We start from the raw sequence: 13742 nt of genomic DNA on the forward strand, positions 1-13742 counted from the left end.
GCATCAGCCGTATGTCTCGTATCCGGCAGTGCCTGGCGAGTCGGCGCCGTGCCGCGGACGACCGTGGACTGTCCGCCATCGAGGTCGTCATCCTCGCGCCCGTCATGATCCTCTTCATCCTCGTCCTGGTGGCCTTCGGCCAGATGGTCGACGGGCGCGGGGCGATCGACGGGGCGGCCCGGGACGCGGCGCGCTCCGGTTCCCTCCAGTGGGACGAGGGCAATGCCATGGCCGAGGCCCGCAAGGCCGCCGAGGCCGACCTGACCGACGTCTGCAGCGGCCCGGTGACCGTGACCAAGACCAGTGCCGGCTTTCAGGACGCCGACCTCTTCACGGTCGAGGTGAGCTGCGAGGTGCGGGGGCTGGCGACGCTGGGCCTGAACATCAAGACGCACATGTCGGGTTCGTTCACCGCGCCCCTGGACCCGTACAAGAGGAAGGCGTGATGGGGGAGTTGCGCACCTGGTGGGAGTCGCGCAGGGCACACCTCGACGACCGTGGCTCGGGCGCCGGCGCGGTCATCATCTTCGCGCTCGTGTTCCTGTCACTGTCGGCCTTCGTGATCGACGGCGGCCTGTCCATCTCGAAACGGGAACGCGCCGCCGACATAGCGGAACAGGCGGCCCGTTACGCCGCCCAGGACATCAACCTCGACGACCTGTACGAGAACGAGGGCGGCAGCGCGCCGATCAACTTCCAGAACTGCGACGCCCGGGTGAAGACCTTCGCCCGCCAGATGGACATGTCCGGCGCGGACATCGCGGCCACCCACTGCGTGGCCGCGGACGCCCAACAGGTCCAGGTCGAGGTGCAGTTGACGTACGACCCGGTCTTCACGGGGATGTTCTACGGCGGGGCCGTGGTCGTGCACGGGGAAGGCGTGGCGGAGAACGAGGTGGGCTGAGGCGCCACGCGACGCCGTACATGTGGAGGCGTCAGGACCTATATGCCGCAGGCGAGTTGGCGTGACCGCCGACTCGCCTGCGCGCTTGCGGTGTTGCGGGGCTAGTCGTGGTGCCGGGCACCGCCGTCGGAGTGTCCGCCGCCGCAGTCGTCGCCAGGGTTCGCGGGGGTCGGTGACGGGTTCTGGGCGGGCGGCGCGGACGGGGACGGGTCGGTCTCGTCAACGGGCGCGGGATCCACGGGAGTCGGCGTCGGCGCCGGCGCCGGGGTTTCGGGCTCGGGGGTGTCGTCGGCCGGGGGCGTAGGCGCCTCCGGGGTGTCGTCGGTCGGGGGCGTAGGCGTCGTCGGGGTGTTGTCGTCGGGAGCCGACGGGGCTTGCGGATACTGCTCGGAGGGAGCCTGCGGGTCCGAGGGCTGCTCCGGCTTCTTCGGCTCGTCGGGCTTTCCGGGCTTCTTCGGCTCGTCGGGTTTCCCAGGCTTCCCAGGCTTCTCCGGCTCGTCCGGCTTCCCGGGCTTCTCCGGTCCCTCTTCCGACCCTCCCGTATCCGAGCCTCCCGTCGTGGGCGGAGTGGGGTCGGACCCCTCGGGCGCGGGCTTGGTCGGCCCCTCGGGCGCGGTGTCGCCCGGCTGTTCCGGTGAGGTCTCACCCGGCTGCTCGGGCGAGTTCTCGTCGGGCGCCGGGCTGTCCCCCGACTGCCCGCCGTCGCTCTGTCCTCCCTTGGCCGACGTGTCGTCGCCGTCCCGCGGCTCCGATACGGCCGTACCGGCGCCGTCGGCGGCCGCGACATCCGCCCGCCCCCGTCCACCGACGGCCGCACCCTCCGAAGTACGTTCCCCCTCGGCCGACTTGACCCGCACGCTCTTCGACGGCGGCCCCACCGGCCCCTCGGCCACCGGCACCTGAGGCGCGGGCGCGTCGGCCACCGGCACCCGCTGCGGCGGCACCGTACCCGAGCCGCCCGACCCGAGCACCAGGACGAGCGCGGTGGCGCCCGCCACGACCGCGCCGGCCGCGACCGCCACCGGCGCCTTCGAACCGCCGATCGCGGCATGCCGCACCCCGTGCAGCAGCCCGCTGCCGTGCCCGGCAGCCCCGCCCACCGCACTCGCCGCACCGGCGGACCCGGCGGCGAAGGTGAGCAGGTACTTGCCCAGACCACCCACCGCGAACACAAGCAGCGCAGGACCGACGAACGCAGGCAGCCGGTCATTGGCGCTCATCAGCGCCGCGAGCCGCGCCCGGCAGTCGTCGCACGCGTCCACATGCCCGAGCAGCCGCTCCGACTGCCGTGCGCGCTCGCCGCACCCCGTACATACGCAGGCATACGCGCCCAGTGCACCTGGCAGGCGGGATCGTCCGGTGCGCCCGTCTGGACCCGTAGAAACGCCTGTCGCATTCCCTCCCGGGCACGGTGCAGCAGCACCGCCGTCGCGCCCTCCTTGGTGCCGAGCTGGGGCCCGATCGCCGCGAGCGGCTGACCCTCCGCCTCCGACAGCCACAGCGCCTTGACCCACCGCTCGGGCAGGTCCTTCAGCACCCGCACCACAAGGTCGACGGAGGACACATGGTCCGCCGGATCGTCCCCGTGCCCGCTCTGCATCGGAACGCGCTCGTCGGCGTGCGGATCCTGCGGAGTCTCGCGTACGGAGGTCCCGGCGGCGGTGGCGAGATGCCGCACCGTCGTCATCAGATACGCCGGCACGTTGTCGATCTCGTGGCCCGCGGCCAGCCGCCGCCACACCCTGAAGTGCGCCTCGGCGACGAGGTCTTCGGCGTTCCAGGCGTTCCGGGTCAGGGAGCGGGCGTACGCGACGAGACGCGGCTGCTGCTCCTCGTAGATCCGGGCGTACGCGGCCGTGGCGGCGGACGAGGCAGGGCCCGGGACGGCCGGTAGGGACACGGCAGAGGAACCGTCGGACATGGCGGAACGCTCCAGTTGCCTGCAGTGGGGCGGGAAAGGTTTTGTCAGCCTAGATGGCAAAACTTTCAATCAAAGTTGCAGCCCCGACCGAAAGTGGCACACGTCACACCGGCAACTTCCGGAACCGGCGTAATGCAGACCCCCACCACGCACTCGAAGAGGTACGTCGGCCAACGGCCCACCGCCCCACCCCACATACGGAGCCCCACGTGCCCATAACCCTGGAACAGCCCACCGGTGCCCACCTGCTCACGCCCGACCACGAGGAACTGTCGGTCCCGGTCACCCTCCGCTACAGCTCGGCCGACCCCCTGGCCGTGCACTTCGTCTTCCCGGCCTGGATCTCGCTGGACGGCGAGGAGGTGACGTGGACCTTCGCCCGCGCCCTTCTGGAGGAGGGCCTGGACACCCCCGCCGGCCTCGGCACCGTCCACATCCGCCCGGCCGACGCGACCCACACGCTGGTGGAGTTCCGCACCCCGGAGGGCGTGGCGGCGGTCGTGTTCGGCTCCCTCGCCCTCCACCGCTTCCTCTACCGCTCGTACACCGTGACGCAGCCGGGCGCGGAGTCCGTGGAACCGGCACTCGAGAAGGGGCTGGCGTCCATGCTGGACGGCGTGTGAGGCGGGGGTGGGCGGGGATCAGTTGCCGTCGGCGCCGCCGCCCTTGCCGTCGCCGGCCTTGTCCTCCGGCTTGACCGCGTCCTGGGCCTTCTTCGCAAGGTCGTCGTCGAGCTTCTTGAATTCCCGTACGACGGCGTCGGACATGTCGGCCAGGGCGTCGAACGACTGGCTGATGTCCTCGCGCCCGTCCTCCCAGTTGGACTCGAAGTCGGAGAGCGCGTCGTTGACGCTGCCGTCACCGATGTCGTCCTTGTAGTCCTCGAAGAGCTTCTTGGTGTGGTTCAGCCGGCTCTTGAGGGACCGCAACCGGCCGCCGTACTCCTCGAGCTCGCCGATCGGCAGTGCGAGGTCGCTCTTGCCCTTGCCCATGCGTCCGTCCCCCGATCTCGTCGTCCGCGATCTCGTAGTCCGCGATCTCGTAGTCTGGCCCGACCGTACAACGCGACGACGTTGGCACGGGTGATCGAGTGATCGAGTGATTGAGGAACGGGGAGAGTCGGACACGCCATGGCCCGCTACATGGAGGCGCTCACGATCGAGCGCGGAGGTTTCCGGATCAAGGTTCCTGAGTCGTGGTGGGAGTTCGACGTACGCCCGGAGTCCCGGGACGACTCGATCCGCCGGATGGTGACCGAACGGGTCCAGCAGCACCCGGAGTTGGCCAAGTACCGCGACACGTACGTCTCCTTCCTCCAGAAGGCGGCCGCGGACGCGTGGAAGTCGGGCGCGCTGTACTGCGGTTGCATGGCGGAGAGCTTCGGCGGAGACACGCCGATCACGGGCTCGGTGACGGTGTCGTTGGTCGGGGGCCGCACGCGAGACGGCGCCCCCTTGTCGACCGACCCCTCCACAATCGCATCGGGCCTGGCGCCCAAGGAGGCGAAGAAGGAGGGCGACTCCTGGCGCAAGGTAACGACGGTCGACATCCCCGGCGTGGGCACCGTCGCCCGCACCTACGGCATCGAGGACATCGCGGTACCGGACGACAGTCTGAACCGCACCATCCGGGCGGTCCTCATGCAGACGTTCATCCCCGTGCCCGGCCAGGAGGGCAAGGTGGCACTGGTGGCGGGCAGCAGCCAGGTCCTGGACCTGGCGGACTCGTTCTTCGACATCTTCGACGCGATCACTTCTACGTTCCGGTTCACGGGCTGACCGCCTGAGCTTCCGCGGCATGGTGCAAGAGGCGGTGTCGAGGTTCGGCATCCTCCGCGCCTATGAGAAGGGCCGTTTGCCGACCGGGGCTCCGGAAGCGGACGCGGGTATCGACATCACTCGGCGGCAGATTCGTCCCGTTCCTCTCGGCGACTCTGCGACTCGGCTGCGTGGACGCTCGACGCATCAGCCTGAACGCCCTGTCGCCGCAGAGCGGTTGACGACAACCGATCTTCACTTCGAACGTAAGTACCGGGTAAGTTCGCGTGTGCACAGGGTTGTTGATGGTGTACGCGTGACGGGGGTTGCAGCATGGCGGGGCATCGGCCGCGGGACTGGCATGTCCTGGACCTGGACAAGGACCCCACCCCGGGCGACCCGGTCCGTGTGCGGACGCTGGCCAAGACGTTGCACGACTTCGCGGACGACGTCTCCGACGCCCTGAAGATCGTCAAGGGAATGGCCGAGGAGGACGCGGCCCTGAAGTGGGCCGGCAAGTCCGCGGAGGTGTTCAAGGACGAGTTCTCCGCCGTCCCGAAGAACCTCAAGAAGCTGAAGAAGTCGTACGAGATGTGCGGCGACGCCCTGGCCGCGTACTGGCCGAAGCTGGAGCGCGCACAGGCACTCGCGGACAAGGCGCTGGCCAAGGGCCGCGAGGCGCAGAACGACCTCTCCTCGGCCAAGTCCCGTCTGTCGTCTGCCGATTCATGGGTGACCCGGGCGACAAAGGAAGCCGACAAGTACAAGGACGACCCCACCGGCAGCAAGTCCGGCGGAGACAAGCCGGACGAGTCCAAGGTCCGCGCCGCCACCCGGGATGCCCAGCACGCCAAGTCCGCCCACACCAAGGCCCAGTCGGACGTCACCGACGCCCAGGACGCCCTGTCCGCGGCGAAGAAGATGGCCGAGGACGCCCGCAAGATGCGCGAGGACGCGGCGCGGGAGGCGAAGCAGAAGATCGACGAGGCGTCCGACGCGGGTATTCAGAACCGGTCGTGGTGGGAGGACGTCGGCGACTGGTTCGAGGACAACTGGGACACGATCGTCACGGTGTGCAAGGTGGTCGTGGCGGTGGTCGGGATCGTCGCGATGATCATTGGAGGGCCGATCCTGGGCACGATCGTCCTTATCGCGGCTCTCGTTGTGCTCGCCGACACGCTTTACAAATACTCCAAAGGCCAAGCGTCCCTATGGGACGTGGCGTTCGCAGCGTTGGACTGCATACCTGGCATGAAAGGGTTGACCACCCTGGGGGGCCTCGCCAAGGGCCTCAAGGGCGGTTTGGCGGCGATGAAGGGGCTTAAGGGCGGCCTCAAGGGCATGGGGCTGGCCGTGCGCGGCCTTGGCAAGAGCGCGCGCAGCATGCTCGGCAAGTCGAAGGACGTTTTTGCCCGCGCCAAGACGAAGATCCGCCAAGGCTTGAGCGACCCGATCGACATGGCCACCGGCACCATGTTCCTTCCGCAGACGGACGTGGAACTGCCTGGCGCTCTCCCCCTCGTCTTCCAAAGGCGCGTTCAGTCCGACTACCGCGCCGGATGGTGGTTCGGCCCGTCGTGGACCTCCACTGTCGACCAGCGGCTCGAGATTGATGAGGCGGGCGTCATCTTCGTCACTGACGGGGGCCAGCTCCTGTCGTACCCGCATCCAACCGGTCCAGAGGCACCCGTGCTGCCCGATGCGGGGCCACGCTGGCCGCTCACCCGGCTTGACGACGGCGGCTACCGAGTGGTCGATCCGCTCGCCGGCCTGGCCTTCCTGTTCGCGAAGCCGGGCATTGACAGCTGCGCATCGCTTCGCAGGGTGTCCGACCGCAACGGGCGATCAATCGACTTCGACTACGACGAGGCGGGTCTGCCGGTAGGTATCCGGTCGTCTGGTGGCTACCACCTGAGGCTGACAACGAACGACGGCCGGGTCACGAGCCTTCATCTGGTTGGCGGCGCCGAGAACGGGGACGACGCGCTGATACGACGTTACGTGTACACGGAGGGGAACCTCACGGAGGTTCACGGACCCTCCGGCCTGCAGCTCCGTCTTGATTACGACGAACGCCTTCGTGTAGCCGCATGGACCGACTCCAACGGAAGTCGTTACACCTACACCTACGACGAACACGATCGATGTGTCTCCGAAGGCGGTGAGGCCGGCCATTACACGCTGTTTCTGGAGTACGAGGGAACGCATCCGGACTTCCCGGGGATGCGGATAACGACCGCCACCACGGCCGAAGGGCACGCGTCCCAACACGTAGTCAACGATGCGTATCTGGTGGTCGCGGAAATCGATCCGAACGGCGCGGTCATCCGGACCGAGTACGACCGCTACCACCATGTGACGGGCCGTACCGACCCGCTGGGCAACCACACCCGCATCCTGAACGACGAGTACGGCCTCCCCGTCAGAGTCGTCCGTCCTGACGGGGCGGAAACCTCCGTCGAATACAACGACCTCCATCTTCCTGTGCTGATCCACCAGGAGGACGGAACGAGCATCCGCCACACATACGACGAGCGTGGCAACCGCACATCGGTGACGGACGAGTCGGGCGCCACGATGACCTTCGTGTACGACGACGCGGGGCATCTCACGACGGCGACGGATGCGTTGGGCAACAGCCTCTCCGCCCGGAGCAGCCCGGCAGGCCTGCCGGTGGAGGTGACCGACCCGTCGGGTGCCACCACCTTGTACCGGTACGACGCGTTCGGGCGGTTGATCGCGGGGGCGGATCCCACAGGTGCCGAGACACGGCTGTGGTGGTCGGTGGAAGGGCAGCTCCTGCGCAGAGTGGGGCCGCAAGCGGGGGAGGAAAGCTGGACTTATGACGGCGAAGGCAACTGCCTGAGCCACACCGATCGGGAAGGCCGTACCACCCGCTACGAGTACTCACACTTCGACGTACTCGCGGCCGAGACCCGCCCGGACGGCACGCGATACGAGTTCGAGCACAATGCAACTCTCCAGCTGACGAAGGTCATCGCCCCCCGGGGACTGGAGTGGCGCTACGAGTACGACCCGGCAGGTCAGTTGATTTCCGAGGTCGATTTCGACAGCCGCCGGGTCGACTACGAACACGATGCAGCGGGACGGCTCACCGGACGTGTCAATGCGCTGGGGCAGCGGGTCGAGTACGCGTACGACGCACTCGACTGGACGATGGCCAAGACGGTCGAGGGGATCACCACCCGGTACGAACGCGACGTGATGGGACACGTGCTGCGACTGGTGAACCCGTCCTGCGAAGTGTCGTACGAGCGGGACGCCATCGGCCGTGCGGTCTCGGAGACGGTCAACGGCAAGGTGCTGCGCCGGGACTACGACCTGCTCGGCCGTCCCGTCCAGCGGGTCACCCCCGCTGGAGCGGCAACGTCATATGCGTACGACGCCGCGGGTCAGGTGTCACGGCTCGACTGCGCCGGTCGCACGTTGGAGTTCTCCTACGACGCGGGAGGGCGAGAGGTCTCCAGGTCCCTTTCCTCTCCCTCCGGCACGGGGCTGCGGGTGTCGCGTCTGTGGGATGGTGCGGGTCGCGTGGCCGAACAGGCGGTCTCGGGAGCCGCGGGCGCGCTGTTGCGACGTGTGTACAGCTACCGCTCGGACGGTCACCTGGTAGCCGTCGACGACGCGTCGACCGGGCCGCGCCGGTTCGAACTCGACCCCGCGGGCAGAGTGACGGCCGTCCAGGCACGTGGTTGGCGTGAGATGTACGCCTACGACGCAAACGGAAACCAGACCCAGGCACAGTGGCCGGACCGGCACCCCGGTGCGGATGCTCGGGGCGACCGTGAGTACCAGGGGAACCGACTCGTTCGAGCCGGTTCCGTCCACTACGTCTACGATGCGGCCGGCCGTGTCGTCGTACGTCGTAGGACCCGAATATCCCGGAAGCCTGACGTCTGGCAGTACACGTGGGACGCGGAGGACCGCCTCACGTCAGTGACAACTCCGGACGGCACGGTATGGCGTTACCTCTACGATCCACTCGGCCGCCGGAGGGCCAAGCAGCGTCTCGGTGTGGACGGAACCACGGTCGTCGAGGAAGTCCGGTTCACCTGGGACGGCGCATACCTGGTTGAGCAGGATTCCACGAGCCCAGACCTGCCCCACCCCGTCGTGACAACCTGGGAGTACGACGGTCTGCACCCCGCTGCGCAGACCGACCGGCGCATCGACTCTCTCAGCCGCCAGGAGATCGACTCCCGTTTCTTCGCCATCGTCACAGACCTCATCGGAACGCCGACAGAGCTCATTGGTGAGGAAGGCGAGGTCGCCTGGCGTGCGCGTTCCTCGCTGTGGGGAACCACGGCCTGGAACCGCGATGCCAGCGCTTACACGCCCCTTCGGTTCCCTGGCCAGTACTTCGATCCCGAAACGGGCCTCCACTACAACTTCCAGCGCTACTACGACCCGGAGACGGCTCGCTATTTCAGCCCCGACCCGCTGGGGCTCGAACCCGCGCCCAACCCCGTCGTGTACGTCGCCAACCCCTTGCAGGGCTGTGACCCACTCGGCTTGGCGCCCCGGTACGCCAACCGGCCCGATCGCTATGCGTGGGGCGGCAGCGTCAGATACAAGGGGACCGACCACCTCGGCCGCCCAACGGGAATATCCGCCTGCATCAGAAAGGAAATGGTGATCACTCAGGGCACTGAGGCCGGAAAGATGTGGACCAAGGGCTGGCGGGGGCACGGAACCCTCTTCAACGAGGCGCGTGGTCACCTTCTCGCCAACTCCCTGGGTGGCGCAGGGAAGGGGCCCAACGCACCGCACAACCTGGTGACTCTGACCCAGAATCCAACAAATCATCCTCACATGTACGAAATGTTCGAGGAGCCGATCGCCAACGCGGCCCGGAATGATGAGATCGTCCAGTACGACGTGACGCCGATCTACGAGGGAACCAATCCGATTCCGACCCGGCTGGAATTCCAGGCCTTTGGCAACAAGGGATTCTCGCTGAGCGGTTGGTTGGACAACCCCGCGGCCGGCGTTCGGACAGCCTGAGGAGGACCATGACTCGTACTACCCCTGAGCGCCCCCTGGACATCGAGGAAGTCATTCCCGGGCTGGCCGCATACCGAGGAGTCGGCACCCGGCTGCACCCACGCCCCGGCACTCCCGATCCGAAGCAGAGCTCCGTCGGAGGACAGTTCCTGTGGCCCGTGGACGAGCCGTGGCCCGTGTGCACCGAGCCGCACAAGCGCCGGTTCGGTGAGCGCCTCAGTGATGTCCGCTTGAGCCGCAGGATCCGTGGAAAACCCGAGGGGCCGACTGAGGAGGAGTACGAGATCCTGCGCTCCCTCAAGCGGGGACGATATGCGCCGTGGCTCAACGACACGGACCCGATTCCGCTCATGCCGGTGGCCCAGTTGTACGTGCGCGACGTGCCGGGGCTGAGCCTGCCCGGTGACTCGGACCTGCTGCAGGTCTTCTGGTGTCCGTTCAATGCGCATGGCGAAGAGCGGAATGTCGCCGTGCACCTGTACTGGCGTAAGGCCTCGGAAGTCTCCCAAGTACTGGCAGAACAGCCGGAACTGGAAGTCGTAGGACGAGCCTCATACGTCCCGGACCCCTGTGTGCTTCACCCCGAGAGGGTTACGGAACATCAGTGGGGCGACCTGTTGCCCTATGAGATCCGAGCCCAGCTGGACGAATGGGAGGACTGGGAGGACGAGGACGCGGTGAGCTATCAGTTCGACCTCTCCATCCCGCCAGGCTGGAAGGTCGGCGGATTCGCGCCCTGGCCCGTCACTGGCCCGCAAGAAGTCGTCTGCTTGTGCGGTCAGCCGATGGAACTCCTGCTGACGATCGATAGCAGGGAGTGGGACAGGGGAACCCGCAGCTGGGTTCCGGTCGAGGACCGTGCCGTGGCGGACACGGAGGCGAACACTCCCACGCAGGTGGTCGTGGGACGTGGAGGCCGCCTCATGGTCTTCGTATGTCCTTCCGACTGGTCGCATCCGCATCGGACCGTCCTGCAGTGAGGCAGAGCGGAGAACGCTTTGTGCCGTGTGCCGGGCGAAGGCCAGGCATGACGTCCGAATCCGACCGGGAAAGTACTGGAGCCTGTGCACAGTGGACTTCGGAGTGACCGGGAGGAGCGGTATCGCTGATGACGCTGATCAGGATGAAGGGTCAACGGCGACATCATCGGCCGGGCGACGTCTTCACGTTGCAACTGGCGAACGCCGAGTACCGCTTCGGTCGGATAGTGAAGACGGGGCGGAGTGGTCCTGAGGGCAGGTTCCCCGGTGGAATTCTCGCTTACGTCTACGATGTGCCGTCGGCCGGCGAAGTGCCGGAGTTGTCGGCTCTGGCCGCTGACCGGCTACTGCTGCCGCCCTTCTTCACCTTGAACTGGGTTTGGCACCAGGGGTACTTCCGCACTGTGGCACACGAGGAGCTGGAAGCCGCGCATCTGCTGGACCAGCACTGCTTCTACGATGCCAGTACGGAAAGCTACGTCGACGAGAATGACAACATCATTCCCGACCGTGCAGAACCCTGCGGCTGGTTTGCTCTGTCTACCTTCCAGCAATTCCAGCACGAGCTGGATGAGGCCCTTGCCGGTCGCCCGGTGGACGTTCCGTATGCTCGGAAGTGACTGCGGTTGCCGATCGGCATGATGCCCTCCGTGAAGAGCAACGCGGACCTACCCCCCTCCCGGATACCGGGTTACAACGGTGGCCCCCTTGAGCGACCGCTGAAAGTCACCGGCTGCGTCATAGTCCGCGCCGAACAGCAGTTCTTGGGTCCGCTCGCTTCGGGCACAGGAGGATAGGTGTCCCAACCAGAACAGGGGCTCGTCCAGAAACTCTTTCGCGGACGACCCGGGCACCGACTACCTCATCCACCATCCCGACTGGGATCGGGCGGAGTTCCTCGCCCGGGACGAAGGGCGCACTCGACGACTGCAGCCGCCGGTTTCCAGATCAACGACGGCGAGTACTCCTTCCGCAACCCTGCCAACCGCTTCGCGCCGCCGGCCGTCGCCTGGGTCGCGTGGCTGCGGCGCTGGCGTCAGGACCGACGAGGTGATTGCGGATGAGGGACGAGCGTTGGTCCGCAGGGACGTATCGCGTGAGGATGGATGGTCGGCAGAGCCAGCAGTTCACCATGAACTGGAGGTGACCCAAAGGGTGCTTCTGCATCTTGGCCCATGAAGAAGGTCAGACCGCGCACCGGTTGGAGCAGTAGTGAGACAGGTCTTTCCCGTTGCCGAGAGCGTGCTCGCGCGCGAGATCCTCGCTCCGCTCGGCGGGCTCGTGGAAATCGGGGCCGTGGTGGCTACGGGTACCTGGAACGTCGGTGCCGCATCTTTGGGTGGACTGGTGAGGCACCGGCGAGCCGAGTTGGATCGGCTGCTCGAACTCATCCGTGAGACGGGAGATTTCTCTCCCGTGGCGATGGGGATCGCCGATGAACTGGGCTATCTGCGCGAGCACGAGGTGACGGCGCCGTCCCTGTTCCTCTGGTCGGGTGGCTTGGAGGCAGTTCCGTCTCGGATTGAAGAGCTGGAGCGGCCGCAGATCGTTCGCCGTATGTGCCTCATGGGTGCCGACCTGCAACTGACCCACTTCTTGCAGGCTTTGGTCACAGCCGCCATCGTGGCCGGGACGGAGGTCCGGCAGGGGGCGGCGATGATTTCCGAAATGCTGGGAATCGCAGTCGACTTGGTGGGCGCGGCGGGCAGGAGCGCCCCGGCCGAGGTCTTCAGGATGTGGCGAGTCGTTCATCTGCCCGCCATCCTCCGCCCCGACTCGGACGCGCCGGAGAGTGGCAAGGCGGGCTTTCGGGCGTACGACCGGGCCCTGGAGGAATTGCTCGTGGTCGGCTGAAGAGCTTCCCTCGAGGCCGCTCGAGTGGTCAGGGGCGGGTGGTCGGACCGGTGGCGTCCGCCTGGATGGCCTTGATCAGCGCAGTGAAGGCTCCGGTTGGGAAGGAAAGGGTGCCCTGGGCCAGGGCCTTCGAGTCGCGTATCGCCACTCGGGCGTGGAGGTTCGCTATCTCTACGCAGTTGTTGCCGTCGCCGCTGCCGGAGTAGGACGACTTCTGCCAGTTGTCGGGGGAGATCACGGCGCTCCTCACAGCTCCTTCGCCAGCCTGTGGATGAAGTCACGCGACCGCTCGGGTTCGAGCGATACAGCCTCCACTTTACGGAAGAGCGTTCGAAAGGCGCCGAGTTGGGCATCGGAGTCGATGAAACCGGCGCCCTGAGGCGCGTCGCGTACGGCTGTATCCAGCTTCGGCACTGCACCGCCCACGTACATCATCGAGTTTGTGGCCCCGGCGAAGCCGTCCAGATCGAAAGGGATGACGCGCACCGAGATGTGGTCCACCTCGGACAGTTCGAGGAGGCGGGCGAGTTGAGCGCGCGTTGCCGCGCGGTCGCCGACCCTGATGCGAAGTGCCGCTTCGTGGATCACCACTTCGTACGGGACTGGATCGGGATCTTCGATGATCACCTTGCGTGCCATCCGGTGGCGGACCCGTCGTTCGAGGTCGTCATCCGGCAGTTCGGGAACTCGGTACGAGAAGACGGAACGGGCGTAATCCTCGGTCTGGAAAAGGCCGGGGACATGCAAGAACTCCACATCCAGTCGATAGGTGCAGTGGTGTTCCAACTCGGCGAGATCCAGGAACGGGGTGGGTAGGAGGCTGCGGTACTCCTCCCACCATCCGAGTGTCCGGTCGCTCGCCATCGCCACCAGGGCCTCGATCAACTCGGTGTCTGTACAGGCGTAGTGAGCGGCAAGTCTGCGTACGCGTTCCCCGCTCACTCCTGCCGTGCCGAACTCGATCTGACTCATCTGGGCCGAGTCCGTCCCCAGCAGCGCCGCGGCTTCGCGCCCCTTGAGTCCTGCGGCTTCGCGCAGTTTCCGCAGTTCAGCGCCGAGACGCTCCTGGCGGGCGGTGGGCTGTTTCCTGCGCGCCATGGCTTCCTCCTCGCCCTCCAACTGCCCTGGGGGTGTGCCTCGTTCGAGGGGCAGATTACGGCAACGACTTGCCCGGTCCCAAATTGTGGCTCTACGGTCGGTGATGCGACGCACACGCTGCGGAACGACCGGGACCCCGGAAGCGCACCACTCCGTCATGCCACGACGGCAGCGGCACTGCCACCGCCCGCGACCCCAATCAG

13 protein-coding genes are annotated in these 13742 nt (G+C 66.9%); 8 read left to right on the forward strand and 5 right to left on the reverse strand.

Features of this window, described 5'->3' with window-relative positions; all coding sequences use genetic code 11:
• The first annotated feature begins 11 nt into the window (after positions 1-11).
• Together ACFY1L_RS06985 and ACFY1L_RS06990 are read left to right on the forward strand one after the other, a co-directional pair.
• Positions 12-446 (forward strand): TadE/TadG family type IV pilus assembly protein, encoded by a 435-nt coding sequence (locus ACFY1L_RS06985; RefSeq protein ID WP_388819414.1) that lies wholly within the window; start codon positions 12-14, stop codon positions 444-446.
• The gene (locus ACFY1L_RS06990) at positions 446-904 is read left to right on the forward strand and encodes a TadE/TadG family type IV pilus assembly protein (protein ID WP_388819417.1); all 459 of its coding nucleotides are present in this window, start codon (positions 446-448) and stop codon (positions 902-904) included. The genes ACFY1L_RS06985 and ACFY1L_RS06990 overlap by 1 nt, the downstream gene beginning before the upstream one ends.
• A 101-nt stretch (positions 905-1005) precedes the next feature.
• Here ACFY1L_RS06990 and ACFY1L_RS06995 read toward each other — a convergent pair whose 3' ends face one another.
• Together ACFY1L_RS06995 and ACFY1L_RS07000 are read right to left on the reverse strand one after the other, a co-directional pair.
• Positions 1006-2166 carry a hypothetical protein gene (locus tag ACFY1L_RS06995; RefSeq protein WP_388819420.1) on the reverse strand — a complete coding sequence of 387 codons (1161 nt, stop codon included), beginning with the start codon at positions 2164-2166 and terminating at the stop codon, positions 1006-1008.
• Positions 2124-2825, reverse strand: coding sequence for an RNA polymerase sigma factor (locus tag ACFY1L_RS07000; RefSeq protein WP_388819423.1), 702 nt, complete (start codon positions 2823-2825; stop codon positions 2124-2126). The genes ACFY1L_RS06995 and ACFY1L_RS07000 overlap by 43 nt, the downstream gene beginning before the upstream one ends.
• Before the next feature lie 209 nt (positions 2826-3034).
• On the opposite strand from ACFY1L_RS07000, the gene ACFY1L_RS07005 reads away from it, so the two are divergent.
• A complete protein-coding gene (locus tag ACFY1L_RS07005) occupies positions 3035-3448 on the forward strand; it encodes an SsgA family sporulation/cell division regulator (RefSeq protein WP_388819426.1) in 414 nt (137 codons plus the stop codon).
• A gap of 18 nt (positions 3449-3466) precedes the next feature.
• On the opposite strand, the gene ACFY1L_RS07010 is transcribed toward ACFY1L_RS07005, so the two are convergent.
• Positions 3467-3817 (reverse strand): hypothetical protein, encoded by a 351-nt coding sequence (locus ACFY1L_RS07010; protein WP_388819429.1) that lies wholly within the window; start codon positions 3815-3817, stop codon positions 3467-3469.
• Between the two features lie 138 nt (positions 3818-3955).
• Between ACFY1L_RS07010 and ACFY1L_RS07015 the strand changes: the two genes are divergently transcribed.
• The 5 genes from ACFY1L_RS07015 (at position 3956) to ACFY1L_RS07035 (ending at position 12441) form a co-directional block, all read left to right on the forward strand.
• On the forward strand, positions 3956-4603 hold the full coding sequence (locus ACFY1L_RS07015; RefSeq protein WP_388819432.1) for a hypothetical protein: 648 nt from the start codon (positions 3956-3958) through the stop codon (positions 4601-4603).
• A gap of 312 nt (positions 4604-4915) precedes the next feature.
• Complete coding sequence (locus ACFY1L_RS07020) at positions 4916-9607, forward strand: DUF6531 domain-containing protein (protein ID WP_388819435.1); 4692 nt, start codon at positions 4916-4918, stop codon at positions 9605-9607.
• A 158-nt stretch (positions 9608-9765) separates the two neighbouring features.
• Positions 9766-10587, forward strand: a complete 822-nt coding sequence (locus ACFY1L_RS07025; RefSeq protein ID WP_388819438.1) for a hypothetical protein — start codon at positions 9766-9768, stop codon at positions 10585-10587.
• A 128-nt stretch (positions 10588-10715) separates the two neighbouring features.
• Positions 10716-11207, forward strand: coding sequence for an Imm26 family immunity protein (locus ACFY1L_RS07030; RefSeq protein WP_388819441.1), 492 nt, complete (start codon positions 10716-10718; stop codon positions 11205-11207).
• A gap of 592 nt (positions 11208-11799) precedes the next feature.
• Positions 11800-12441, forward strand: coding sequence for a hypothetical protein (locus ACFY1L_RS07035; protein ID WP_388819444.1), 642 nt, complete (start codon positions 11800-11802; stop codon positions 12439-12441).
• A 28-nt stretch (positions 12442-12469) separates the two neighbouring features.
• Here the strand turns inward: ACFY1L_RS07035 and ACFY1L_RS07040 are convergent, their stop codons facing one another.
• Positions 12470-12679, reverse strand: coding sequence for a DUF397 domain-containing protein (locus ACFY1L_RS07040; RefSeq protein WP_388819447.1), 210 nt, complete (start codon positions 12677-12679; stop codon positions 12470-12472).
• An 8-nt stretch (positions 12680-12687) separates the two neighbouring features.
• Positions 12688-13539, reverse strand: coding sequence for a helix-turn-helix domain-containing protein (locus ACFY1L_RS07045; protein WP_388819449.1), 852 nt, complete (start codon positions 13537-13539; stop codon positions 12688-12690).
• Between the last annotated feature and the right edge of the window lie 203 nt (positions 13540-13742).

The organism is Streptomyces sp. NPDC001663, assembly GCF_042893105.1.
In the GTDB taxonomy this organism is placed as follows: Bacteria; Actinomycetota; Actinomycetes; order Streptomycetales; family Streptomycetaceae; genus Streptomyces.